Origin of the sequence: Psychrobium sp. 1_MG-2023, from assembly GCF_030689115.1 — a bacterium.
GTDB lineage: Bacteria > Pseudomonadota > Gammaproteobacteria > Enterobacterales > Psychrobiaceae > Psychrobium.
This window is the reverse complement of sequence record NZ_JAUYVJ010000034.1, coordinates 22,924-44,767: the sequence shown is the minus strand read 5'-3', so window position 1 is coordinate 44,767 and position 21,844 is coordinate 22,924. Positions and strand designations below refer to the sequence as shown.

Genomic DNA, 21,844 nt, shown 5'->3' with positions numbered 1-21,844 from the left:
CGGTGTTAAGTAGTCTTGTGCCTTTCGTCGCCCTGAAAGTTTCTTATTCAGGGTCTCGTTTTAGGATATTAAGAGAGATTTCGGCTAAAAACCTACCGGAAAGCCTACCTGAAAGGCTGAGCAGAGGCCTCGCGTTTGATAGCTAACCTAGCAACTTAGCAAACTGTTGCCATTGTTGTTCAAAGCCGTCAGTTGGCTTAACTTTAAAGCCACTGCGCACATATTGATTCACTCGCCCTTCGGCATAAGCTAATAGCATATTAGCTAACGCTGCTTCGTCAATATCAAAACTTTTTCCTTCACGTAGTTTTCGCTCACGTAGGATTTGCTTGAGGTGTGTTTCTAGCTTTTCGAATAATAAGCTAATGCGTTCACGTAAACGGTCATGCTCACCCAATAGAGCGTCCCCAGTTAGGATACGAGTGATGCCAGGGTTTTTCTCAGCAAATAATAAGACTAATTGAATTAAGTGGTGACAGCGTAATAGGGTGTTTTTCTCTTCGCTCGTAATAATGTTAACGCGTGACAAAATTGAGTCTTCAATGAACTCGATTAGCCCTTCAAACATTCGTGCTTTTGATGGGAAGTGGCGATAAAGCGCGGCTTCTGAGACCCCAACTTCAGCGGCTAATTTTGCTGTGGTAATACGGTTTCCCGGTATTTCAAGCATGTGGGCTAAAGATTGTAAAATTTGTTCACGACGGTTCGATTTTTTCGTTGCAGCCATGTGGCGAGTCATCCTACTAACTAAAATTTAATACGACTAAAATTAAAAACACTGATGAGCTAAGTGACCAACGTTTAGTGTTGAGTATTGTAATGCTTAAGAATTTCTAACACTAGCTGTTTTGCTAACATATCTTTGCTCGTGAGTGGTAAATCTAACTGACCGTTAGGCCAGTAAAGTGTTAACGCATTGTCATCACTATTAAAACCTTGTCCTGTAACGCTGACGTTGTTAGCAGCGATTAAATCAAGCTTCTTGCGTTGTAATTTGCCGCGAGCATAGGTTTCGACGTCTTGGGTTTCTGCAGCAAAACCAACACAAAATGGGCGTTGCTCAGTTAATGCTGCTACGTCGGCTAGAATGTCAGGGTTTTTGACCATGCTAACGACCATATCATCATCATTTTTCTTGATTTTTTGCTCGCATACTAATGCTGGGCGGTAGTCAGCGACGGCTGCACAGGCAATAAAAATATCATGCTGTGGGGCGTTGACTAATGTTTGTTGATGCATCTGCTCTGCACTAACTACATCAATACGATTTACGCTATGCGGAGTGGTTAGAGCGACTGGCCCGCTCACTAAAGTGACTTCACCGCCTAAAGCCTGCGCTGCTTTAGCAATAGCAAACCCCATTTTCCCTGAACTATGATTACTGATATAACGTACTGGGTCGATGGCTTCACGTGTTGGCCCAGCAGTAATTAATAACTTAAATGCTGGTGGCTTTGGTGTAAAGAAATTAAGTGTCTGTTCAACTACTTCTAGCGCTTCAATCATGCGCCCTTGACCGACATCGCCACAGGCTTGTTCGCCACTGGCAGGCCCCCAAATATGTACGCCTCGATTGGTTAAACGCGCAATATTTTCTTGCGTCACCGCTGCCGCATACATCTGTTGGTTCATTGCTGGCGCAATAGCAATAGGTGCCGCTGTTGCGATACATAGGGTGGTGAGCAAATCTCCGGCCAGACCTGCTGCAATCGCGGCAATAGTGTTTGATGAGGCTGGTGCAATAATGACTAAATCAGCCCATTTAGCTAACTCAATATGTCCCATCGCGGCCTCTGCTGCAGGGTCTAAAAGGCTGTCAGCAACCGGGTTGCCACTAACCGCTTGTAAGGTTAATGGCGTAATGAACTCTTTCGCACCCGCAGTCATCACAACGCGAACGTCTGCCCCTTGATCTTTTAAACGACGAACGATTTCAGGGCTTTTATAAGCGGCTATGCCCCCGGTGATACCAAGCACAATGTTTTTGTTTTGTAATGTTTGTTGAGCAGTCATTGATACAGGCTATTGAATAATTGTTTGGCCATAACATATCACGAAATTCATCCGTTTTTTATTTTTTGTTCCATAATAAAGGGCTAACCAAGGAGGGAGAGTATGTCAATTAAACACTGGCCTGAGGCACTACAGCCAAGAGAAAAGCTCATTACACAAGGTGCAAGTGCGTTATCTGATAGCGAACTACTAGCGATATTTTTACGCACGGGGGTTAAGGGCTATTCTGCGGTTGATATTGCCAATCGATTATTAGTTCAGTTTGGTAGTTTGGCTAAATTACTGGCGGCGACACAAGATGAATTTTGTCAACCGTTGGGGTTAGGGCCGGCTAAATATGTTCAGCTGCAAGCAGTGCTAGAAATGAGTAAGCGTTATTTTAAACAGCAACTCAGTGAGCCGATTGCCCTGACCAGCTCGGCTTTAACCGCCGATTATTTAACCATGCAATTACGAGAGTTGCCTTATGAAGCGTTCGTGGTGATTTATTTAGATAATCAACATCAGCTGATCGAATGTGAGGAATTATTTCGTGGCACGATCAATGCGGCGAGTGTTTATCCGCGTGAAGTGGTGCGGCAGGTGATTAAATATAACGCAGCTTCGGTTATTTTAAGTCATAATCACCCTTCGGGGATTGCAGAACCCAGCCAAGCAGATCGTCGAATTACTGAGCGAATTCAACAGGCGTTAGCGTTAATTGATGTCTCTGTTTTAGACCATTTTATCATTGGTAAAAAAACACCTTATTCTTTTGCTGATCATGGTCTACTTTAATTGGATCTTTTCTGGTAGAATTGCCGCGATTTTGAGAGCTATACCCTGTTTTTTGCTAAAAAAGTAAGAAAAGATGCCTCTTTATTGAACATTACTTGATCTGGTGTGTGTTGTACTGTATAACATGCGCCCTCATTTGTGCCTCGGGCGACGGCCAAACGAGGCACATAAAAAGCTCGAGCTTAGAAGATTATTTTGGAGGACAGACATGTCTAAAGTATGCCAAGTAACTGGTAAAAGACCAGCAACAGGTAACAACGTTTCTCATGCAAAAAACCACACACGTCGTCGTTTTTTGCCAAACCTTCACACTCACCGTTTTTGGGTTGAGAGTGAAAACCGTTTCGTTAAATTACGCTTAACTACAAAAGGTATGCGTATTATCGATAAGAAAGGTATTGACGCAGTATTAGCAGAAATGCGTACTCGTGGTGAAAAGGTTTAAGGAATTAGAAAATGCGCGATAAAATTAAATTAGTCTCAAGTGCTAGTAGTCATTTTTACACTACTGACAAAAACAAACGTACTATGCCTGAAAAGCTAGAACTAAAAAAATACGACCCAGTTGTTCGTAAGCACGTTATGTACAAAGAAGCTAAAATCAAGTAATTGATTATTCTTTACAGAATGTGATAAAAACCCAGCATTGCTGGGTTTTTTTATGCCTGCTATTAAATCAATGCTTGAGGAGTTTACTGTGGGTTTATCTAAACGAGGGTGGAATAATGTATTAATGTTTTCTTGCATGGCCATGATCATTATTTTTAACTTAATGGGTGATAAGTTGGTCGATAATGCCGAAGGCGACATTGTGCCCATTTTACCTGAGCAGAGTATGATCTTAACCCTTGAGTATCCAAATTATTCTATTGAGCGCCTAGGGCGCGGTTGGCGTGTTGCGCCGGCAAACCATTTAACTACCGAATTAACGGAACAAGTGATTAATACGTGGTTAGCGTTGCAAGGTGAAGTCACGTTAACTGACAGCGATGAGGCGGGCTATAGAGTTAAAGTGTGGCTAGCGGGTAGCACTGAGCCACAGCGTTTCTGGATTCAGCCACAAGCAGGGTTAATCACCGACGTACTAAACCAACAAAGCTGGCGTGTTGCCCCGAATCAATTAATGGCGCTAGAATCAATAACGCCAGAGAGTAAAATGTAATGCCTGAGTTACCCGAAGTTGAAGTCAGCCGTATGGGAGTCAGTGAACACCTGACGGGTAAAACTATCACAGATATTGTCGTGCGTACGCCTAAATTGCGTTGGGATATTCCACAACAACAATTGCAGTCGTTGATTGGGCAAACCATTTTACGTATCTCACGCCGCGCTAAATACTTGGTCATTGAAACGGCGATAGGTCATATCATTATCCATTTAGGCATGTCGGGCAGCTTGCGAGTTATTGCGGCCTCGACAGCGTTAAAAAAGCATGATCACGTTGATGTTTGCATTGGTGATAAAGTTTTACGCTTAAATGACCCTAGGCGCTTTGGTGCTGTGTTGTTTAGCGAACCTGATACCGAGCATAGTGTTTTTGCTAAACTCGGTCCTGAACCGCTTACAGACGCTTTTAATAGCGAACACTTAATGGTGATGTGCAATAAACGTAAAGCAGCCATTAAACAAGTGATTATGGATAATCCTGTGGTGGTGGGTGTGGGGAATATTTATGCTAATGAGTCGCTGTTTTTGACTGGCATTCATCCACAGACTCCAGCCAATCAAGTACCAGTCGAAAAGCTAATGGCGTTGGTGGTTGTTATAAAGCAAGTGCTGGCTGCTGCGATTAAGCAAGGCGGCACCACCCTCAAAGATTTCAGTCAAACCGATGGTAAGCCGGGCTATTTTGCTCAGTCGCTGTATGTTTATGGCCGTGGAGGGGAAAAATGTTTACGCTGCGAAACAGTGCTCGAAGAAGTGAAACTTGGGCAAAGAGCCAGTGTTTTTTGTCCAGTATGTCAGCCTAAACAATAATGGTAGTGTACTAGAACAAGAACGACTCCGGCTAAGAACATACCGGAGCGACGTGTTGGTGTTTATCAGATATCGTCGTCCTGAAAGTGTTTGATTCAGGACCTCGCTTTGGTTGAACAGCTAAATGGCGTGAGCCCATCTATTTAGTTGGCGTAATATTTAATTTTTGCTTTAAAACAGTCGAGCTTACATTCGGCGTGTAATCAAAGTAAATCATGTCACAAGTGACTGGAGGGTATTTACCTTTCCAGTCGGAGCCCACAGAGATGGCGTCAATATTGTATTGATCGACGATTTTCTGTTTGTTTTTGTCTATTTGTGGAATCACTTCATCGACGTATTTATTCGCTTCTAAAATTGAAATACGCTCTTCAAAAGGGATCACTGGTGGACGACCTTTTGATTTAATGATCAGCTCATCAGTTGAAACACCCACAATGAGATAATCGCATAGCTCTTTAGTTTTCTTTAAGATGTTTAAATGACCTTGATGGAAAATATCAAAGCAGCCGGAGGTGAATACGCGCGCGTATTTCTTATTCGTTTCATTGCTGGCTGGATTTAGCTGTGCAAAATCGGCTTTAAGTGTCGTTAACAACTCTTGTTGATACACCGGAGATAATGCTAAATCAGCGGCTAAATCCGGTGCGCCGGGCCAGTGGCTATCACTGAATTCGTCATCGCAAAATGCTACAGGAAACTCATAACGAGGGATCACGTGAAAATGAACAGCTGGATCAACCATCATTAACATCAAGTAATTAATCTTACAGAAGTCAAAACGCTTTTTTAATACAGCTTCGATGTCATTAATAATGAGCTTTTGCTCGCTAGCTGCTTCTGCTGAAATATCGGAGTAATGATGGACATCATCCTTACAAATCAGGATTAGAGATCCAAGGGTCGGTTGCCCCGGACGCAATAATACATGCCAGTGTTGATACGTTTTGATCAGGCTTTCGGGGTAACCAAATTTTTTTAATGTCGCTTGTGGCATATCGCGTACTCTATTAAGTGTTAATGGATTGATTTTAGATAAATACGTAACAAGCGTCTACAACATCGATTGATAAATGTTAATTTGGTGACTAAAATAGCTTTTTACCTGCGAGTTAGTGCTATGTTTGTCATTTTTGATACGGTTAATGTTTATTATTTACCGCAGTATTTACCTATCTGTGAACAATTAAGGCAGCAAGGACATCGAGTTAAGTTTGTTTGCTATAGTAACAAAAATAAAGCTGATGTTTTTGAACAACTATTCGCTCAGTTAGGTGTTGATTTCTCTTGGGTTGAAAATGAACAAGCAGCAGCGCAGTTGTATGTAGAGTTAAAGCCAGATTGGATATTTTTTGGTAACGCATTTTCATATCTTGATGATGTTCATCAATCTAGTAAAACAGCACAGTTAGGTCATGGCGTTGGTCCTAAGCCAAGTTATTACCATAAGTCGGTGACGCCGATGACGGTACGCTTTATGGAAGGTGCTATGCGCTTGGAAAAAATTCAAGCACTTTACCCTAATGACACTTTTGTTCAGGTCGGTTACTCTAAACTTGATCCAATGTATCAAGACACCGAAACTGGACTTGATTTTTCTGCATTAAATCTCGATCCGAACAAGCAAACCATTTTATACGCTCCAACGTTTAATCCAAGCTCGTTAGAATGCTTTCCTGATGATTGGCCGCGAGATTTTGCTAACTATAACGTGCTGATTAAGCCTCATACTTTTACCTATACTCGTGAACAATATAAAAAGCAGCGCGCTAAATTGGCAAAATGGTCTACTTACCCTAATGCTTATGTGGCGAGTGAGCAGGACTTATCTTTACTGCCTTTTATGAAGCATGCTGATATTTTACTGAGTGAAGCATCGAGTACGTTGTTTGAGTTTGCAGCGCTCGATAAACCAGTGATTGTGTGTAATTTCTTTAAGTTGAAGTGGTCTTATCGCGGTCCATTTCGTTATCGTTTTGAAAAACGCTTTGGTAAGGACAATGTGCTGTATCAGGACATTGGTTTGCACGTGCAAGGGTATAAAGAGTTGCTTAAGGCGATTCCGCAACAGTTGGCGCAACCCCAAGAGTATCAAGCTCAGCGTACGCAATACACTCATGATCATGTAGGGCCTACTGATGGCTTAGCCTCAAAGCGTATTGTGCAGTATATAGAGCAGCATTAAATTTTGTGAGTGAATACACCACTTAGCATTCACTCACTTAAAGAAAGCTTATGAGCGAGGAAATTTAGTTAACAGTTGCTGGGTGACAATCGCTGGCACAAACTCGTTAACGTTGCCTCCGTGCAAAGAAACTTCTTTTACAAGGGTAGATGAAATAAACGAGTTTTCTTCTGCTGGGGTTAAAAATACACTTTCTAGCTCGGGGTGCAGACGGCGATTCATATTGGCTAATTGGAATTCATACTCAAAGTCAGATACCGCACGTAAACCCCGAACTAAAAAATTGGCATTTTGCTCTTTAGCGAAATCGACTAATAAGCCAGAGAAGCCCACCACAATCACATTAGGTAAATGTGCCGTGACTTGCTTGGCGAGATCAACACGTTCTTCAAGATTAAACAAAGGCTTTTTACTCGGGCTATTGGCGACGCCGACAATCACTTGTTGAAACATTTTTGCAGCGCGTTCAATTAAATCGAGATGGCCGTTGGTCACAGGGTCAAATGTACCAGGGTAAATTGCAGTGTTGTTCATGACATACCTTTGAATAAAAAAATCTTTGCTCATATTATCAAGCTTATGCTCAATAATGTAGTTATAGCGACAAGTTGCTTATTTTGCTACCATAGCCGCGCAATTTTTAACTAGATGAATGATCGGAATTCCTAATGTTCAAACGCTGTCGCGCTTTGCTTTTTCCCCTGACCTTTCTGATGATGGCCCCTGTGGCGCACGCAGGAGTTTCACCGTATTTACCCCTTAAGCTTAATGCAACATTTGAGCTTGAAGTCGAGCGTCTCGTTAGTCTAACGGGTTATCCTGCATTAAAAAAACCTTATCATATTGCCACCATGGTGCAATACCTTGATCAGGTAAAAGAGAGCCACCCCCAACTGCACGCTCGTATTAATCGTTACATTAAACGTTACAAAAAACCTCATGGTATCACACACCTTGAAACTGAATTACGGGTTAGTAGCTCTACTGAAAAAACGTTACCAAACTCTCGTGGTCGCAGCACTGACAGTAGCTATTACGCTGAATTTAGTGGCTTTTGGCAGCCGAGCAAGTACTTTATCGCCAATATCGGCGGCGGTTATGATAAAAATGAAAAATTTTTACCGTTTGGCAATTACCTATCATTTGGTGTTGAAGAGTTTCAAGTTGATGTTGGCTATCGTGAGCATTGGCTATCGCCATTGCAAGATAGCTCTATGCTTCTATCGACTCAAGCGCTACCAATGCTTGGCGTTACTTTCTCTAATGTCACGCCATTAACCGACTGGGATATTATGTATGAGCTGGGCTTTGGCGAGCTAGCTGAAGTTGATGGCATTATGTTTGATGGTGAAGCAACCACGGGTAAGCCAGGGTTTTTAACCATGCATCTAAGCAGTAAATTCACTGACTGGTGGACATTTTCGGCAAGCCGTACCATGCAGTTTGGTGGCGGTGGCCGAGGAAAAGTTGGCTTAAGTGACATTTGGGATGCGATCATTGATCCAGTGAATAGTGATAACTGCGGTGGTAATACCGACCTTCAAGACTGTAATGAAGAGTTAGGTAATCAGCAAGCCGCATTGGCGAGCCGTTTTGACCTGTCATGGCAAAACAACCCCTATAGCATTATTGTTGAAATCGCTGGTGAAGACACTAATGACTATAAGGCTTATAAACTTGGGAATAAAACCTATACATTGGGTTTGTTTTTACCTTATCTATCGGAACGTGAGTCATTAAATATTACCGCGCAATATGCTGAAGATCGCTGGTATACCCACCACCTTTATAATCAGGGTTATAGCAATGAAGGTCATAAAATGGGCCATTGGTGGGGCGATGAAAAAATCAGTGATGACACAATTGGCGCGAAAATATTAGGGTTTAAATACACCCGCGACCTTGATATTGGTGGTCGTCTATCTGCTGAGTATAATACGATTGAAAATGTTAATTCAGAGGACGTCTCGCCAAACACCTATGAGCGTGGTCATTATCTGCAATTAGATTATCACTGGCAGTATTCAGGACAGTTCTTAGGACTTCACTTATATGCAGGCAAAGATGTTAATGGTGAAAGCTTTTCTAGCTTAGCTGTCTCGAGGCAGTGGTAGGCTTTAAGCCAGTCAATTGGGAAGTGTTAAATGATTAATAAAAATCCTGCACCACATTATTTATTTTTTATTGCGCAAAATTACTCGTTTGAGATTTTGCGCCCTTTACAACAGTTAATTACCGCTCAAGGTGGTCAAGTGCTGTGGTTTGTTTATGGTGATGAAGTGACGTTAAGTCACTTTAAGCCGTCAGAACGCTACACTACAGAGGCTAGAGAGGCCGTTAATTTTAATCCGACAGCCACATATGTTCCGGGTAACATTGTGCCGAGCTTTATTCCGGGGCTTAAAGTGCAAATATTTCACGGCTTGGAGTGGAAAAAGAAAGGTCACTTTGTTATTCGTGGTTGCTTTGACTTATATTGCCCGCATGGACCTGCCACCACAGGACGCTTTAAGGAACTTGCCAAGCAACACGGTTATTTTGATGTGGTTGAAACGGGTTGGCCTAAGCTTGATACTTTATTTAGTAGCGCTCCTTACCAATGGCCTGAGCAGACTGAAGCGCCTGTTATATTATTTGCACCAACGTTTTCACCCGCACTAACATCGGTACCTGCGTTGTATGATGAAATTGTACGCTTAGCTAAAAGCAAGCCATGGCAATGGGTGATTAAGTTTCATCCGAAGATGGATCCGCAGTGGGTGGCTAAATATAAAGCGTTAGCACTTGAAAACCTTCATGTCGTTGAAGATACAGATGTTGCGCATATCCTTCAAGCAGCGGATGTGATGGTCTCAGATACCTCATCAATTATTGGTGAGTTTGCTCTGTTAGGGAAACCTGCTGTGACACTTAATAACTCTCAGCCCGGTGATTACTTAATTGATATAAATGCGCCCGAAGGGTTAGAAGCGGCGATAGAGTTGGGATTAAGTCCGTCTACAGAGTTATCTCAGCATATTGTTGATTACGCGCAGGGATTACACCCGTATAACGATGGCAATTCAAGTCAACGTGTACTTGATGCGACACATCACATGCTTGAGCATGGGCGTGGTCATTTGAAGAAAAAGCCATTAAATATCTTTAGGAATTTAAAGATGCGGCGCAAGCTAGGTTACTGGTCTTAATCAAGTAGTACGAATAATAGAAAGGCCTGTGATCACAGGCCATTTTTAATGGCTATGCCCTAGTTAGCTGTTGCGATTCGTTAATCACGACTGATATTTGATGTGCTAAGACGAGTTGCTGAATAATCTAGTGCTTTCTCGAGCACACCAGTTACTTTTCTTTGCTTCGCCAAAGAAAAGTAACCAAAAGAAAGGCGACCCGTAATTTAATTGCTGATCTTTAAGTGAAAAGCTGTCTTAACGTTACCGATTTTGATGCGCATCCATGCGCCAAAATCTAAAAAATCGTCCCTGAATTTTTCTCCTAACAGCTCTCCCCTTAAAGGCAATTAATACCGGGGCATACCTCACGTTGAAGAGCAGTCTTTTATATTTAATATATTGAATTTAAAATGATAAAAATACCTATAACGAGCTAATTCGTACATAGCCTTTTTAATTAAGGATTGAGCTCTAGATGGTTTTTCCGATAGAAAATGACATCGCCGCTGGTATATTCACCAGAAAATACAGCCTTAAAAGGTTCTACTGCTTCTTCTAATGTCATGACATTATTATTGGCAATCGTTAGCCCGTCGCGTAGCTTGGTATCGATGGCACCGGGACATAAACAATACACTTCGTAACCATCGTTGTTTAAACAATGAGAAAAAGTCAGTACACCTGCCTTAGAGCAGCAGTATGATGACCAATCTTTATAGGAAGCGTATGCCGCCGTAGAGGCAACATTGATTATCTTAACCTTGGGGTTGGCAGCAATCGCAAAACGACAGGTGAGATAGCTACCAATCAGATTAACATTGATATCGTTGATCCACTGACTCGGCTCTGAATCGGCAATTAGCGACGAGTAAAGCGTCCCCGCGTTGTTTATCACCGCATCAAAGGATTTACCCTCAAAATACTGCTCGACACTGTTTGGATTAGTAACATCTAACTCGTCACGCCCAGGAGTAAAAACATCATATTGCGCCGACAGGCATTGCTTAAGTGCCTGTGATAAATCACCTTGGCCGCCAGTAATTAATAACTTAGGCTTCATTATTACTCTCTGGGTCCGGTATCGGGTGGTTATCACTTTTATCTAATAGTGCTTTATAATCATTAAATATTTGTTTTTTAAGGCCTGTCGAGCTGGCCCCTTTACCGTAAGGGAAGTAGAACACTTTGACGCCGTGTTCTTTGAGGTAGTCATACTTTCCTTTCCAGTCGTCACCAATTACGAAGATATCGATATTAAGATTCTGCACGGTTTCGACATGCTCAAGGGTATGTTGTGGAATCACTACATCGGGGTGTTTTAATCCCTCAACAATGGCAATTCGCTCCTCAAACGGTATGGCGGGTGGGTTCTTATATGAACACACCAGCTCATCGGTACTGACACCAACAATGAGCGTATCGCCTAAGCCGCGGCCATAGTTAATCATCTTAAGGTGGTTGCTATGGAATAAATCGAAGGTTCCAGATACATAAACAACAGAATTTGGCATGCAATGCTCCTTAGTAGGCTGCATTAAAAGATATGCAAAGTATTATGGTGTAAGTCTTTATTTAATACCAGTCAATACCGCGCCTTTAACTGCGTTTATAGCAACGGGTGCTCAAATCGTTGATCAGTGATTTTAGTTAAGCCTCGATCTAAAATGACGGTCTCAAACTTGTCTTTGACCATTTTAAAGGTGATGTCATTCATTAGTTTGTCACCTTTAGCGCGTACGCCCCATTTCACTAAGTTGATAGGTCGCTGTTGTTGGCTAATGATGTGCTGCTCGTAAACACTGACCACATATTGCTGCCATGAATAAGGGCCGGTACGACCCGGATTACTATGAGCATAGAGTCCAATCACTGGCGTGTCGACTGTCACAGCCATGTGCGCAGGTCCAGTGTCAGGAGCAATGACCAAGTCAGCATGTTTAAGCAGACCGAGTAATTGTTTTAATGAGCTCTTACCGACTAAATTCTCAGGACGCGCTTTGGCAAGCTGCTCAATCTCTTGTGCTAACTCAATTTCGAAGTCAGTGGGGCCACCACATAAGATAACTTGCCAGCCCCTTGCTTGAGCATGATCATTAATTGCTGCATAACCTTCACTATTCCAATTACGCTCGGCTTTACTTGCCGCAGCACAGATAATCAAGGTGCGTTTTTTAGGGTTAATGTGGTCAATGCCCCATTGCTCATCACTTTGTGGCAGTGGCATTTCCCAGCGAGGTTCGAGGTCAGTGACACCAGCGGTATGGGCAAACTCCATGAAACCATCTAAAACATGAGGGGCCTTTTGACCACGAATACGGCGATTGACGAACAACCATTGGCCTTCTTTGGCGCGCTTTTTATCAAAGCCAACTTTGAATTTTGCTTTAATACACCAGCTGGCTAAGCTTGCACGCAATGCCACTTGCATTTGCAATAGCACATCAAACTTACGCCCTTTAAATGCTTTGCGCAGATCTTTGTAGCCTTGTAAACCTGCTGTTTTATCAAAAATAACGAACTCAACGCCTGGTAACCCTTCAAGCAACATTGCTTCAACCTTGCCAATGACCCAAGTAATTTGGGCTTCAGGCCAGCGTCGTTGAATGGCTTGCACGGCGGCAACACTATTACAAACATCACCAATTGCTGAAAGGCGTAAAATACAAATGGATTGTGGCTGATCCCCTGGGTAACTCATGGCGTTAATTCTTTAGTGGCTGTCAATATCGCTCGATTCTAACACGAATAGAGACTGCAATTATATTGGCGCAAATGCTAGAATGCGTAAAAAATCATTGGAAGATCCCATTGCAACCTCAAATCACACAATTAAAAAATCGTTGGCTGATTAGCTCGCCACAACTTGATGTAACCCCGTCGTGGTTTGATGCCGTTTATTGGCAAGAGCAGGGAAAAATTTTAGGGCAATCTCACGGTCGCAATGTCACGTGGTTTGTGGGTGATGAGCAAGCGCCAATGGTGCTGCGCCATTATTATCGTGGTGGTTTAATCGGTAAGCTTATTAATGACGCTTATTTATTTTCTGGACTGAAGTCGAGCCGTGCTTATAAAGAGTTCACATTGTTACATCAGCTAGAACAACTTAATTTACCTGCGTGTCGTGCCATTGCTGCTCAAGTAGTGCGTAACGGTTTAGTCTATCGTGCTGACTTATTAATGAAAATGGTTGATGGTGGCCGAGACTTGGTCGCGATATTAACAGAAGCACCACTGCCTTGTGAGCAATGGCAAGCTATTGGTGAGACCATTGCCTTATTCCATCAACATAAGGTCTATCATGCGGATCTTAATGCGCATAATATCTTATTAGATGGTAACGATAAGCCGTGTTTGATTGACTTTGATCGCGGTGAAATTAAAGCCACCGCAGGTCAATGGTGTCAGGATAACCTTGACCGCTTATTACGCTCATTTAATAAAGAGAAAAATAAGCTCGACCGTTTTAACTTTACGTCGCAAAACTGGGATAGCCTGATGCGAGGTTATAATCGAGAGATTATCAATTAGGTTCGCGTTAGCTTTTTATCCACCCAGCTTAATAAACGCTCCAGTGTGCCTTGGTTTTCTTGTACTAAAGCTTTGGCATTTCTGCCCATGCAATCGAGCTGGTCTTGATCACTAAATAATTCTGTTAAGCGTTGGGTTAGTTCGTCACTATCACTGACTTGCTGCATCCCTTGAGCGGTGACCAAACGTTCGCTGATATCGCTAAAGTTATAAACATGAGGTCCCATTAGCACTGGAACACCTAAGGCTGCTGGTTCGAGTGGATTATGACCGCCACGCTCAATTAGGCTGCCCCCGATAAAGGCGACATCACTAACCCCGCAAAACAGCAATAACTCCCCCATGGTATCACCAACTACAACCTGTGTTGTCGCCAATGGCGCGATACCTTGGCTACGACGAACAAAGTCAAATCTTGTGTTTTGACAATGCTGCGCGACATCGTCAAAACGCTCAGGGTGCCTTGGCACTATAATCAATAATAAGTTGGGGAACTGGGTCAAAAGCTGCTGATGGCAAGCTAACAGTTGTTGGTCTTCAATCGGGTGAGTGCTACCAGCAAGCCAGACAGGTCGCTCACTGGCCCATTGTTGTTTAAGTTGTCGCTGTTGCTCGATTAGCTCGTCACTAATGGTTAAATCAAACTTGATGCTGCCACTTACTTTTAACTGTTCTGCTGGTAGGCCTAACTCGATAAAACGCTGACCATCACTGTCAAACTGGGCAGATACCTGATCAAGCTTATTGAGCATTTCTGCCATCAACGGCTTGGCTTTTTTAAGGTAGCCAGTGGCGGACTTTTGTGACATGCGCGCGTTTGCTAATAACGTCGGAATATGGCGCTTATCTAATTGATGAATGAGATTTGGCCATAGTTCTGTTTCCATGATAATGCACAACTCAGGTTTTAACTGTTCAAGAAAACGTGACATGCTGCCGGGTAAATCTAACGGCAAGTAACAATGCATAACTCGGTCACTAAACGCTTTTTTTACCGTTGCGCTGCCAGTGGGTGTACTGGTCGTTACCACGACCTGATAATCTGGGTAGCGTTTAATGATCTGATTGATTAATGGCGTAGCCGCGATGGTTTCGCCGACGGAAACGGAATGAATCAATATTGCTGGTTTAGTTGGCTTTAAGGGGGATAAGGCAAAGCGCTCGCCAATACGCCCACGGTAGTCGCTGCTCCGATATGCTCGATACGCCAAGTAACATAAAATAATCGGTGTCGCTAAGTAGATGAGTAGGGTATAAAAAAATCGATTCATTATTTTGCTTCGTCTCGCATAACAAGTTACATTGACTTCACCGAGTGGTAATAGCGCTCATAATACGTTGTTTCTTTCGAAATAGAAAAGATCCTAACAGTCGATTACGGTACGTATTGATAATAAGATAGTGAAAAACTACTAATGAAAACAAAAGATAAAATTATCCAAGGCAGCATTGAGCTTTTCAACTTGCAGGGTGAACGTAATGTCACCACCAATCATATTGCCGCTCATGTCGGGATCAGTCCAGGCAACTTATATTATCACTACCGTAATAAAGATGACATCATCCGTTCTATCTACAAATTGTATGAAAAAAACCTCGCACAAATGTTTCAGCCGCGCGACTCAAGTAGTGTGGGGATGGATGAAATGCTGTTTTACATCGATCGTGTATTCTACTCGATGTGGCAGTTCCGTTTCTTTTATGCCAACTTGCCGGATATTTTGGCTCGTGATGATGTATTACATCAGCGCTATCTCGAAGCACAAAAAGCACTGAATCAGCGTATGGTTGGTATTTTAAAAGAGATGCGTGGTCAAGGTTATACGACGATTGAAGATGAAATGATTGAAGATTTGGCGCACACTTTAAAACTGGTGGTGACTTTCTGGATCAGTTATCAACACACTCAAACTCAACAAGAAATTACTAAAGCAACTATCTCCGATGGCGTGCTTAAAGTGATTGGCATTTTTAAGGGCTATTTAACCCCATCAGGTCTAGAAGCCATCTCAAAAATAGAATCTGACTATAAAGAATCGGTTGAAGCTCAGAGCATCGGTACGCACTTGGATTAGATTTTCTAATTAATCGATATTGTTGTTGTTAATATATTAAGTATTTTCAGTTATTTGCGGGTGTAAGGATATCTTTACCTTGAGAAAATCTAATATTGCTCTCAAAAACATCATTTCTAGCTGCTTTAGCTGCTGATTCCAACTAAACTAGCAGGATATTTTGCAACAATTGTCCTAAAATTGAACAGTTGTTGTGCTACTTATTTTCTTTAAGGAGGCATTATGTCTACCGCATTTAATGATTTTTTTAATCAACAACTCACTCAAGTTAAAGCTGAAGGTTTATATAAAGAAGAGCGCCAATTGCTTTCGCCGCAACAGGCTGGTATTTCAGTTGCTGCGGGCGATGTAGTGAATTTTTGTGCTAATAACTACCTAGGTTTAGCTAACCATCCTGAGTTAGTTGAAGCGGCTAAGCAAGGCTTAGATAACAATGGTTTTGGTATGGCGTCAGTTCGCTTTATCTGTGGTACACAAGACATTCATAAGACCCTTGAAGACAAATTAAGCAACTTTTTAGGCATGGAAGACACCATTCTATACTCTTCATGTTTTGATGCGAATGCAGGCTTATTCGAAACCTTATTAGGCCCAGAAGATGCGATTATCTCTGATGCATTAAACCACGCATCAATCATCGACGGTGTTCGTTTATGTAAAGCAAAACGTTTCCGCTACGCTAATAACGATATGGCGGCATTAGAAGAGCAGTTAATCGCTGCAACAGAAGCTGGCGCACGCTTTAAATTAATCGCCACTGACGGTGTATTCTCAATGGACGGCGTTATCGCAAACCTTAAGGGTGTGTGTGATTTAGCGGACAAATATGATGCATTAGTGATGGTTGATGACTCTCACGCCGTTGGTTTTGTTGGCGAAGAAGGTCGTGGTACGCATGAATATTGTGAAGTGATGGATCGCGTTGACATTATCACGGGTACACTGGGTAAAGCACTAGGCGGTGCATCGGGTGGTTTCACTTCTGCTAGTAAAGAAGTCGTTGCGTGGTTACGTCAGCGTTCTCGTCCATACTTATTTTCAAACTCATTAGCTCCAGCGATTGTTAGCGCATCAATCAAAGTATTAGATATGCTGGCTGAAGGCCAAGAGCTTCGTGACCGTGTTAAATCAAACGCACAATACTTCCGCGAGCAAATGACAGCCGCTGGATTCACCCTCGCTGGTGCTGATCACGCGATTGTTCCTGTGATGCTTGGAGATGCAAAGCTAGCGTCTGATATGGCTAATTTGTTATTAGAGAAAGGCATCTATGTTATTGGTTTCTCATTCCCTGTAGTTCCTAAAGGGCAAGCACGTATTCGTACTCAAATGTCTGCGGCGCACACCAAAGAGCAACTAGACCGTGCCATTGCTGCCTTCATTGAGGTAGGTAAAGAGCTTAAGGTTATCTAATTATGAAAGCACTAAGTAAATTAAAAGCCGAAAAAGGCATTTGGATGGTTGATGTGCCAGAGCCTAAGCTTGGTCACAACGATCTATTAATTAAAATTCGTAAAACCGCAATTTGTGGTACTGATATGCATATTTATAACTGGGATGATTGGTCACAACGTACTATCCCAGTACCTATGGTTGTTGGCCATGAATATGTCGGTGAAGTGGTTGGTATCGGCCAAGAAGTGAAAGGCTTTGAGATTGGCGATCGTGTTTCTGGTGAAGGGCATATCACTTGTGGTCATTGTCGTAACTGTCGCGGTGGCCGTACGCATTTGTGCCGTAATACAACAGGTGTCGGGGTGAATCGTGAAGGCTCGTTCGCTGAGTTTTTAGTGATCCCAGCGTTTAACGCATTTAAACTACCTGATGATATTTCAGATGATTTAGCCGCTGTCTTTGACCCATTTGGTAATGCGGTTCACACGGCGTTATCGTTTGATTTAGTCGGTGAAGACATCTTAATTACTGGTGCTGGCCCTATTGGTATTATGGCCGCAGCAATTTGTAAGCATGTTGGTGCGCGTCATGTGGTGATCACTGATGTTAATCCATACCGCCTAGAACTCGCGAAAAAAATGGGCGCAACGCGTGCGGTTAATGTTGCTGAAGAAAACCTTGAAGATGTGATGAATGAGCTTGGCATGACCGAAGGGTTCGATGTTGGCATGGAAATGTCTGGTGTTCCAATGGCTTTTCAAAGCATGCTAGATAATATGAACCATGGCGGTCGTATTGCTATGCTAGGTATTCCACCATCAGATATGTCGATTGACTGGGATCAGGTGATCTTTAAAGGGTTGGTGATCAAGGGGATCTACGGCCGTGAGATGTTTGAAACCTGGTATAAGATGGCTAGTTTGATTCAATCGGGTCTTGATATCTCGCCAATTATCACTCATCACTTCCACATTGATGATTTCCAGCAAGGCTTTGATGCGATGGGGTCAGGTCAGTCTGGTAAAGTTATTTTAAACTGGGATTAGTGCCCACTCAGCGTCATTCCGGCAGTGTTTTAGCCGGAACCTCTCTTAACAAGGTAGCGAGATCCTGAATAAAACACTTTCAGGACGACAACTTGTTCGTCATTCCGGCAGTGTTTCAGCCGGAATCTTTCTTAACAATAAAGCGAGGTCCTGAATAAAACACTTTCAGGACGACAACTTGTTCGTCATTCCGGCAGTCTTTTAGCCGGAATCTTTCTTAACAATAAAGCGAGGTCCTGCATAAAATCCTTTCAGGACGACAACTTATTCGTCTTTTCGGCAGTGTTTCAGCCGGAATCTCTCTTAACAATAAAGCGAGGCCCTGAACAAAAAATTTCAGGGCGACGACTTTTACGTGCTTATAAAATTACAGACAGCTGTAAACCTACGCCCACTTCATTATCACCGGCTTTTTGTGCGGTTAAATCAAGCTTAACCACGTTAAATGGTGAGAAGCCAAGACCAACACTAACGAAATCGTCTTGCTCGCCTTCAAGGTCATGAGAGTAACCGAAACGTAGTTGCACCCAATCGAACCCGTTAAGCTCTAAGCCTGCGCGAACATATTGGCTATCAGGTTCTAGGCTTAAACCTTCTGGTGCATTTAAATCAATATCTGCTGCAACGGTTAGGAAATCATTTTGATAGGCTGCGCCTAACTTGTACTCAGGGCCGACAACATATAATGGACGGCGGTTATTGTGTTCAACGGCTAAGAACTCATTCTCGATTAAGTTGCTTGCGGTGAAACCAATCGTCACGTTTTTGTAAACTTCCATTGATAAACCAATATCGATATTGAACTGCTCATCAGTCGTCTTAAAGTTATTGGCGTCAAAATCGTCTTCATCAAAACTTTGTACACCAACAACGTAGTTAAACAGATCAACTTGTTGGAATTTTGGAGTGACACCCCAGTTAAACTTAGTGCCCTTGATTTCAGCTTCGCGGCCGTAAGAGAAGCCAATTTCACTAATCGCAGCGCCAACGACTTGTGCTTCAGAGTCTAGTTGGTCGAGCTCATCAGGTGTATTAGAATTGGCGATGGTATTTACATCGGATTCAGCAATATCAACGTTTACTAACAAGTCAAACTCAGTATTGAAGTGAAGCCCCATACCACCATAGCGGTTTGGTGAAGCAATTGCTGCGGCAATGTTACCTTCGATCAAAGCGATGCTATCTAGGCGCGCTAAATCGGTCGCTAGGCGTGCTCGCGCGCGGGTAAGCTCTTCTGGAGATGGGAAACTACCAAATTCAGCTTGTTCTAATAGATTGGATAAATGATCAAAGCTATCTTGAAAGTTATCAATGTTATCCAGTAACTCACCTTTGTCTTGTACTTGGAAATTAATGCTTGGCAACATAATGCCAAAGTCATCTTCCGCTTTGGCTTGCTTAGCGATTAGCGATGGGTTGCTCAGGGTCGCCGACAAATAATTTGATGAAGCAACTGACGTGCCGCCCATCGCATGAGAGCGGGTATCCGATGCAGCTAACACAGATGTAGCAACTAAACTAAGGCTTAAAGTAGTTAGAGGGAGTATTTTTTTTAACATAGCACCTTTCCATTATTTGGTGAGAGCGGTAAGAACTTTAATACTAGTTATGGTAACAGATAATTACAAATAGCCATATCCACCAATCGATGGAACTTTAGCTAACTGATGATTTTTTGATTTAACTTAAGATTCAATAGGGTGAGGAATAATGTAACTGGACTAATTAAACTGATAGCTGCGGATCACATCGAGGAACGGGTCACCAAACTTCTCTAATTTACGTTCGCCAACCCCGTTAATTCGTAGCAGCTCGAATGGCGTTTGTGGTTGTTGCTCGGCCATTTCTGCCAGCGAAGCATCGTTAAATACCACATACGGTGGAACACCTTGCTCATCTGCAATTTTCTTACGTAATTTACGTAGTTTGGCAAATAACACTTCATCGTAATCATAATCATCTTTACGAGAGCGATTGCTGGAGGTGCTCTTAGTGATGGCCTGTAATCGTGGTACGGCTAGTTCAATACGCTGTTCGCCTTTTAACGCTGCACGCGCGTCAGGGTTAAGAACTAATACTGAACTGCGGGTGATATCTTGGCGCAAATAACCGAGATGAATTAGCTGGCGGAAAATACTGAGCCAATACTCACTGCTATGCTCAACACCAATACCATAAGTACTTAGTTTATCGTGACCATACTCTAAAATACGTTGATTTTTAGAGCCGCGCAGTACATCAATGACATAACCGACACCAAAGCTTTGTTTAACACGATAGACACAGGAGAGGGCTTTTTGCGCGACCACGGTGCCATCGAAATGTTTCGGTGGGTCGAGGCAAATATCGCAGTTACCGCACTTTTCAGTACCGTATTCACCGAAATAATGGAGTAACACTTGGCGACGACAGGTCTGAGCTTCGGCGAATGCAGCCATCGCATTCAGCTTTTGATGCTCAACTTGTTGCTGGGCTTCGTTATTGCCTTGTTCGATTAAAAAACGTACCTTACCAATATCGCTAGGATCGAATAACATTACCGCTTCTGCGTTCATGCCATCACGTCCAGCGCGGCCCGTTTCTTGATAGTAGGACTCAATATTTTTAGGAATGTTATAGTGAATCACAAAGCGCACATCGGGTTTATCAATTCCCATCCCAAAAGCAACTGTGGCCACTACAATGTCGGTATCACCACGAATAAAACTTTCTTGCACGCTTTGTCGTTGGCTGTGCTCCATACCACCATGATATGCCAGAACTGAATAATTCTGTTGCTGAAGCTTCAGTGCCGTTTCTTCCACTTGCTTACGCGTAGTACAGTAGATAATCCCGGAGTTCTCCGGTTGAGTTTTTAAATATTGTAATAACTGAGTGAAAGGTTTGTATTTTTCATACAAGGTATAACGAATATTAGGCCGATCAAAACTCGCCTGATGATAAAACGGGTTGTTTAAATTCAAGCGCGATGAAATCTCTTGGCGTGTTGCATCATCAGCCGTTGCCGTTAATGCCATGATTGGCGGCTGGGGTAAAACGGACTTTATCTGGCCTAGACTTGCATATTCTGGCCTGAAATCATGACCCCATTGTGAAATACAATGCGCTTCATCAATCGCTATTAATGAAATGTGTAGCTGTTGAATGCGATCGAGAAAGCTTGGTAGCATCAGTCGCTCTGGCGCAACATAAATGAGTTTGAGTTCACCGTATTGCATCGCGTTAAGCACCGCGAGAGACTCTTCTCTAGTTTGGCTTGAGTTGAGGTAAGCCGCATTTATTCCATTGGCCTGTAGTGTATCGACCTGATCTTTCATCAACGAAATTAATGGCGACACAACAATGGTCAGCCCCGGCATTAATAATGCGGGGATTTGAAAGCATAATGACTTACCGCCGCCGGTTGGCATGATCACCAAACAGTCATTACCACTAACGGCATGATTGATTATATCAAGCTGTCCCGCACGAAACTCACTATAACCAAATACTTGGCTAAGTATTTGTTGTGGAGAAGATAATTGTGCAGAAGGTGAGGACACTGTAATCGCAACTTATTTTGAGTCTTAAATAATGTGTGTAGTGTAATGCACAGGGCAACAATTGTCTCATTAAAATGCTTGTTTAAATTGTTTGTATTGCTTTAGACTGAAGCTATTCATTTAACGAGGGACAATC

The 21,844-nt window shown here is 42.7% G+C and carries 22 protein-coding genes; 12 read left to right on the top strand and 10 right to left on the bottom strand.

Going from position 1 to position 21,844, the window contains the following annotated elements; genetic code table 11:
• Positions 1–142: 142 nt before the first annotated feature.
• Together slmA and coaBC are read right to left on the bottom strand one after the other, a co-directional pair.
• Positions 143–727 (bottom strand): nucleoid occlusion factor SlmA, encoded by a 585-nt coding sequence (slmA, locus tag Q8W26_RS15475; protein WP_101213633.1) that lies wholly within the window; start codon positions 725–727, stop codon positions 143–145.
• Positions 728–801: 74 nt separating this feature from the next.
• Positions 802–2,013 (bottom strand): bifunctional phosphopantothenoylcysteine decarboxylase/phosphopantothenate--cysteine ligase CoaBC, encoded by a 1,212-nt coding sequence (coaBC, locus tag Q8W26_RS15470; RefSeq protein ID WP_101213634.1) that lies wholly within the window; start codon positions 2,011–2,013, stop codon positions 802–804.
• A gap of 102 nt (positions 2,014–2,115) precedes the next feature.
• Here coaBC and radC point away from each other — a divergent pair, with 102 nt between their 5' ends.
• From radC to mutM, 5 genes are all read left to right on the top strand, one after another.
• Entirely contained in the window at positions 2,116–2,790 is a 675-nt protein-coding gene (gene radC / locus Q8W26_RS15465) for a DNA repair protein RadC (RefSeq protein WP_101213635.1), read from the top strand.
• 208 nt (positions 2,791–2,998) lie between these two features.
• Complete coding sequence (gene rpmB / locus Q8W26_RS15460) at positions 2,999–3,235, top strand: 50S ribosomal protein L28 (protein WP_101213636.1); 237 nt, start codon at positions 2,999–3,001, stop codon at positions 3,233–3,235.
• An 11-nt stretch (positions 3,236–3,246) separates the two neighbouring features.
• Entirely contained in the window at positions 3,247–3,399 is a 153-nt protein-coding gene (gene rpmG / locus Q8W26_RS15455; protein WP_101213637.1) for a 50S ribosomal protein L33, read from the top strand.
• A 52-nt stretch (positions 3,400–3,451) separates the two neighbouring features.
• Complete coding sequence (locus Q8W26_RS15450) at positions 3,452–3,952, top strand: hypothetical protein (RefSeq protein WP_101213638.1); 501 nt, start codon at positions 3,452–3,454, stop codon at positions 3,950–3,952.
• Positions 3,952–4,767, top strand: coding sequence for a bifunctional DNA-formamidopyrimidine glycosylase/DNA-(apurinic or apyrimidinic site) lyase (gene mutM, locus Q8W26_RS15445; RefSeq protein ID WP_101213639.1), 816 nt, complete (start codon positions 3,952–3,954; stop codon positions 4,765–4,767). Before Q8W26_RS15450 ends, mutM begins: the two co-directional genes overlap by 1 nt.
• Positions 4,768–4,906: 139 nt before the next feature.
• Here mutM and Q8W26_RS15440 read toward each other — a convergent pair whose 3' ends face one another.
• Complete coding sequence (locus Q8W26_RS15440) at positions 4,907–5,764, bottom strand: adenylyltransferase/cytidyltransferase family protein (protein WP_305473738.1); 858 nt, start codon at positions 5,762–5,764, stop codon at positions 4,907–4,909.
• Between the two features lie 123 nt (positions 5,765–5,887).
• Here Q8W26_RS15440 and Q8W26_RS15435 point away from each other — a divergent pair, with 123 nt between their 5' ends.
• Positions 5,888–6,952, top strand: a complete 1,065-nt coding sequence (locus tag Q8W26_RS15435) for a CDP-glycerol glycerophosphotransferase family protein (protein WP_101213640.1) — start codon at positions 5,888–5,890, stop codon at positions 6,950–6,952.
• A gap of 48 nt (positions 6,953–7,000) precedes the next feature.
• Here the strand turns inward: Q8W26_RS15435 and coaD are convergent, their stop codons facing one another.
• Positions 7,001–7,486, bottom strand: a complete 486-nt coding sequence (gene coaD / locus Q8W26_RS15430; RefSeq protein WP_101213641.1) for a pantetheine-phosphate adenylyltransferase — start codon at positions 7,484–7,486, stop codon at positions 7,001–7,003.
• 134 nt (positions 7,487–7,620) lie between these two features.
• On the opposite strand from coaD, the gene Q8W26_RS15425 reads away from it, so the two are divergent.
• Both Q8W26_RS15425 and Q8W26_RS15420 read left to right on the top strand, forming a co-directional pair.
• Positions 7,621–9,066 (top strand): capsule assembly Wzi family protein, encoded by a 1,446-nt coding sequence (locus Q8W26_RS15425; RefSeq protein WP_101213642.1) that lies wholly within the window; start codon positions 7,621–7,623, stop codon positions 9,064–9,066.
• A gap of 30 nt (positions 9,067–9,096) precedes the next feature.
• Positions 9,097–10,140 (top strand): CDP-glycerol glycerophosphotransferase family protein, encoded by a 1,044-nt coding sequence (locus Q8W26_RS15420; protein ID WP_101213643.1) that lies wholly within the window; start codon positions 9,097–9,099, stop codon positions 10,138–10,140.
• A gap of 439 nt (positions 10,141–10,579) precedes the next feature.
• On the opposite strand, the gene Q8W26_RS15415 is transcribed toward Q8W26_RS15420, so the two are convergent.
• The 3 genes from Q8W26_RS15415 to Q8W26_RS15405 all read right to left on the bottom strand — a co-directional run bounded on the left by Q8W26_RS15415 (position 10,580) and on the right by Q8W26_RS15405 (position 12,820).
• Positions 10,580–11,182 (bottom strand): SDR family oxidoreductase, encoded by a 603-nt coding sequence (locus tag Q8W26_RS15415; RefSeq protein ID WP_101213644.1) that lies wholly within the window; start codon positions 11,180–11,182, stop codon positions 10,580–10,582.
• Positions 11,172–11,633, bottom strand: a complete 462-nt coding sequence (locus Q8W26_RS15410; protein ID WP_101213645.1) for an adenylyltransferase/cytidyltransferase family protein — start codon at positions 11,631–11,633, stop codon at positions 11,172–11,174. The genes Q8W26_RS15415 and Q8W26_RS15410 overlap by 11 nt, the downstream gene beginning before the upstream one ends.
• A gap of 95 nt (positions 11,634–11,728) precedes the next feature.
• Positions 11,729–12,820 (bottom strand): glycosyltransferase family 9 protein, encoded by a 1,092-nt coding sequence (locus Q8W26_RS15405; RefSeq protein WP_101213646.1) that lies wholly within the window; start codon positions 12,818–12,820, stop codon positions 11,729–11,731.
• Between the two features lie 110 nt (positions 12,821–12,930).
• Here Q8W26_RS15405 and Q8W26_RS15400 point away from each other — a divergent pair, with 110 nt between their 5' ends.
• Complete coding sequence (locus Q8W26_RS15400; RefSeq protein WP_305473737.1) at positions 12,931–13,650, top strand: 3-deoxy-D-manno-octulosonic acid kinase; 720 nt, start codon at positions 12,931–12,933, stop codon at positions 13,648–13,650.
• Here Q8W26_RS15400 and waaA read toward each other — a convergent pair.
• Positions 13,647–14,921: a lipid IV(A) 3-deoxy-D-manno-octulosonic acid transferase gene (waaA, locus tag Q8W26_RS15395; protein WP_101213648.1), complete on the bottom strand. Its 1,275-nt coding sequence runs from the start codon at positions 14,919–14,921 to the stop codon at positions 13,647–13,649. The genes Q8W26_RS15400 and waaA overlap by 4 nt on opposite strands.
• Positions 14,922–15,065: 144 nt before the next feature.
• On the opposite strand from waaA, the gene Q8W26_RS15390 reads away from it, so the two are divergent.
• The 3 genes from Q8W26_RS15390 (at position 15,066) to tdh (ending at position 18,166) form a co-directional block, all read left to right on the top strand.
• On the top strand, positions 15,066–15,725 hold the full coding sequence (locus tag Q8W26_RS15390; RefSeq protein ID WP_101213649.1) for a TetR/AcrR family transcriptional regulator: 660 nt from the start codon (positions 15,066–15,068) through the stop codon (positions 15,723–15,725).
• A 222-nt stretch (positions 15,726–15,947) separates the two neighbouring features.
• Positions 15,948–17,138, top strand: coding sequence for a glycine C-acetyltransferase (locus tag Q8W26_RS15385; protein ID WP_101213650.1), 1,191 nt, complete (start codon positions 15,948–15,950; stop codon positions 17,136–17,138).
• Positions 17,139–17,140: 2 nt separating this feature from the next.
• Positions 17,141–18,166 (top strand): L-threonine 3-dehydrogenase, encoded by a 1,026-nt coding sequence (tdh, locus tag Q8W26_RS15380; protein WP_101213651.1) that lies wholly within the window; start codon positions 17,141–17,143, stop codon positions 18,164–18,166.
• Between the two features lie 359 nt (positions 18,167–18,525).
• Here tdh and Q8W26_RS15375 read toward each other — a convergent pair whose 3' ends face one another.
• Together Q8W26_RS15375 and recQ are read right to left on the bottom strand one after the other, a co-directional pair.
• Positions 18,526–19,725, bottom strand: coding sequence for a conjugal transfer protein TraF (locus tag Q8W26_RS15375; protein ID WP_101213652.1), 1,200 nt, complete (start codon positions 19,723–19,725; stop codon positions 18,526–18,528).
• Positions 19,726–19,887: 162 nt separating this feature from the next.
• Entirely contained in the window at positions 19,888–21,708 is a 1,821-nt protein-coding gene (gene recQ, locus Q8W26_RS15370; RefSeq protein WP_305473736.1) for a DNA helicase RecQ, read from the bottom strand.
• Positions 21,709–21,844 lie beyond the last annotated feature (136 nt).

What these genes read in the sequence shown, in the direction of transcription:
- slmA (WP_101213633.1), bottom strand. Translation starts at nt 727, where the DNA reads ATGGCTGCAACGAAAAAATCGAACCGTCGTGAACAAATTTTACAATCT.
- coaBC (WP_101213634.1), bottom strand. Translation starts at nt 2,013, where the DNA reads ATGACTGCTCAACAAACATTACAAAACAAAAACATTGTGCTTGGTATC.
- radC (WP_101213635.1), top strand. Translation starts at nt 2,116, where the DNA reads ATGTCAATTAAACACTGGCCTGAGGCACTACAGCCAAGAGAAAAGCTC.
- rpmB (WP_101213636.1), top strand. Translation starts at nt 2,999, where the DNA reads ATGTCTAAAGTATGCCAAGTAACTGGTAAAAGACCAGCAACAGGTAAC.
- rpmG (WP_101213637.1), top strand. Translation starts at nt 3,247, where the DNA reads ATGCGCGATAAAATTAAATTAGTCTCAAGTGCTAGTAGTCATTTTTAC.
- Q8W26_RS15450 (WP_101213638.1), top strand. Translation starts at nt 3,452, where the DNA reads ATGCCTGCTATTAAATCAATGCTTGAGGAGTTTACTGTGGGTTTATCT.
- mutM (WP_101213639.1), top strand. Translation starts at nt 3,952, where the DNA reads ATGCCTGAGTTACCCGAAGTTGAAGTCAGCCGTATGGGAGTCAGTGAA.
- Q8W26_RS15440 (WP_305473738.1), bottom strand. Translation starts at nt 5,764, where the DNA reads ATGCCACAAGCGACATTAAAAAAATTTGGTTACCCCGAAAGCCTGATC.
- Q8W26_RS15435 (WP_101213640.1), top strand. Translation starts at nt 5,888, where the DNA reads ATGTTTGTCATTTTTGATACGGTTAATGTTTATTATTTACCGCAGTAT.
- coaD (WP_101213641.1), bottom strand. Translation starts at nt 7,486, where the DNA reads ATGAACAACACTGCAATTTACCCTGGTACATTTGACCCTGTGACCAAC.
- Q8W26_RS15425 (WP_101213642.1), top strand. Translation starts at nt 7,621, where the DNA reads ATGTTCAAACGCTGTCGCGCTTTGCTTTTTCCCCTGACCTTTCTGATG.
- Q8W26_RS15420 (WP_101213643.1), top strand. Translation starts at nt 9,097, where the DNA reads ATGATTAATAAAAATCCTGCACCACATTATTTATTTTTTATTGCGCAA.
- Q8W26_RS15415 (WP_101213644.1), bottom strand. Translation starts at nt 11,182, where the DNA reads ATGAAGCCTAAGTTATTAATTACTGGCGGCCAAGGTGATTTATCACAG.
- Q8W26_RS15410 (WP_101213645.1), bottom strand. Translation starts at nt 11,633, where the DNA reads ATGCCAAATTCTGTTGTTTATGTATCTGGAACCTTCGATTTATTCCAT.
- Q8W26_RS15405 (WP_101213646.1), bottom strand. Translation starts at nt 12,820, where the DNA reads ATGAGTTACCCAGGGGATCAGCCACAATCCATTTGTATTTTACGCCTT.
- waaA (WP_101213648.1), bottom strand. Translation starts at nt 14,921, where the DNA reads ATGAATCGATTTTTTTATACCCTACTCATCTACTTAGCGACACCGATT.
- Q8W26_RS15390 (WP_101213649.1), top strand. Translation starts at nt 15,066, where the DNA reads ATGAAAACAAAAGATAAAATTATCCAAGGCAGCATTGAGCTTTTCAAC.
- Q8W26_RS15385 (WP_101213650.1), top strand. Translation starts at nt 15,948, where the DNA reads ATGTCTACCGCATTTAATGATTTTTTTAATCAACAACTCACTCAAGTT.
- tdh (WP_101213651.1), top strand. Translation starts at nt 17,141, where the DNA reads ATGAAAGCACTAAGTAAATTAAAAGCCGAAAAAGGCATTTGGATGGTT.
- Q8W26_RS15375 (WP_101213652.1), bottom strand. Translation starts at nt 19,725, where the DNA reads ATGTTAAAAAAAATACTCCCTCTAACTACTTTAAGCCTTAGTTTAGTT.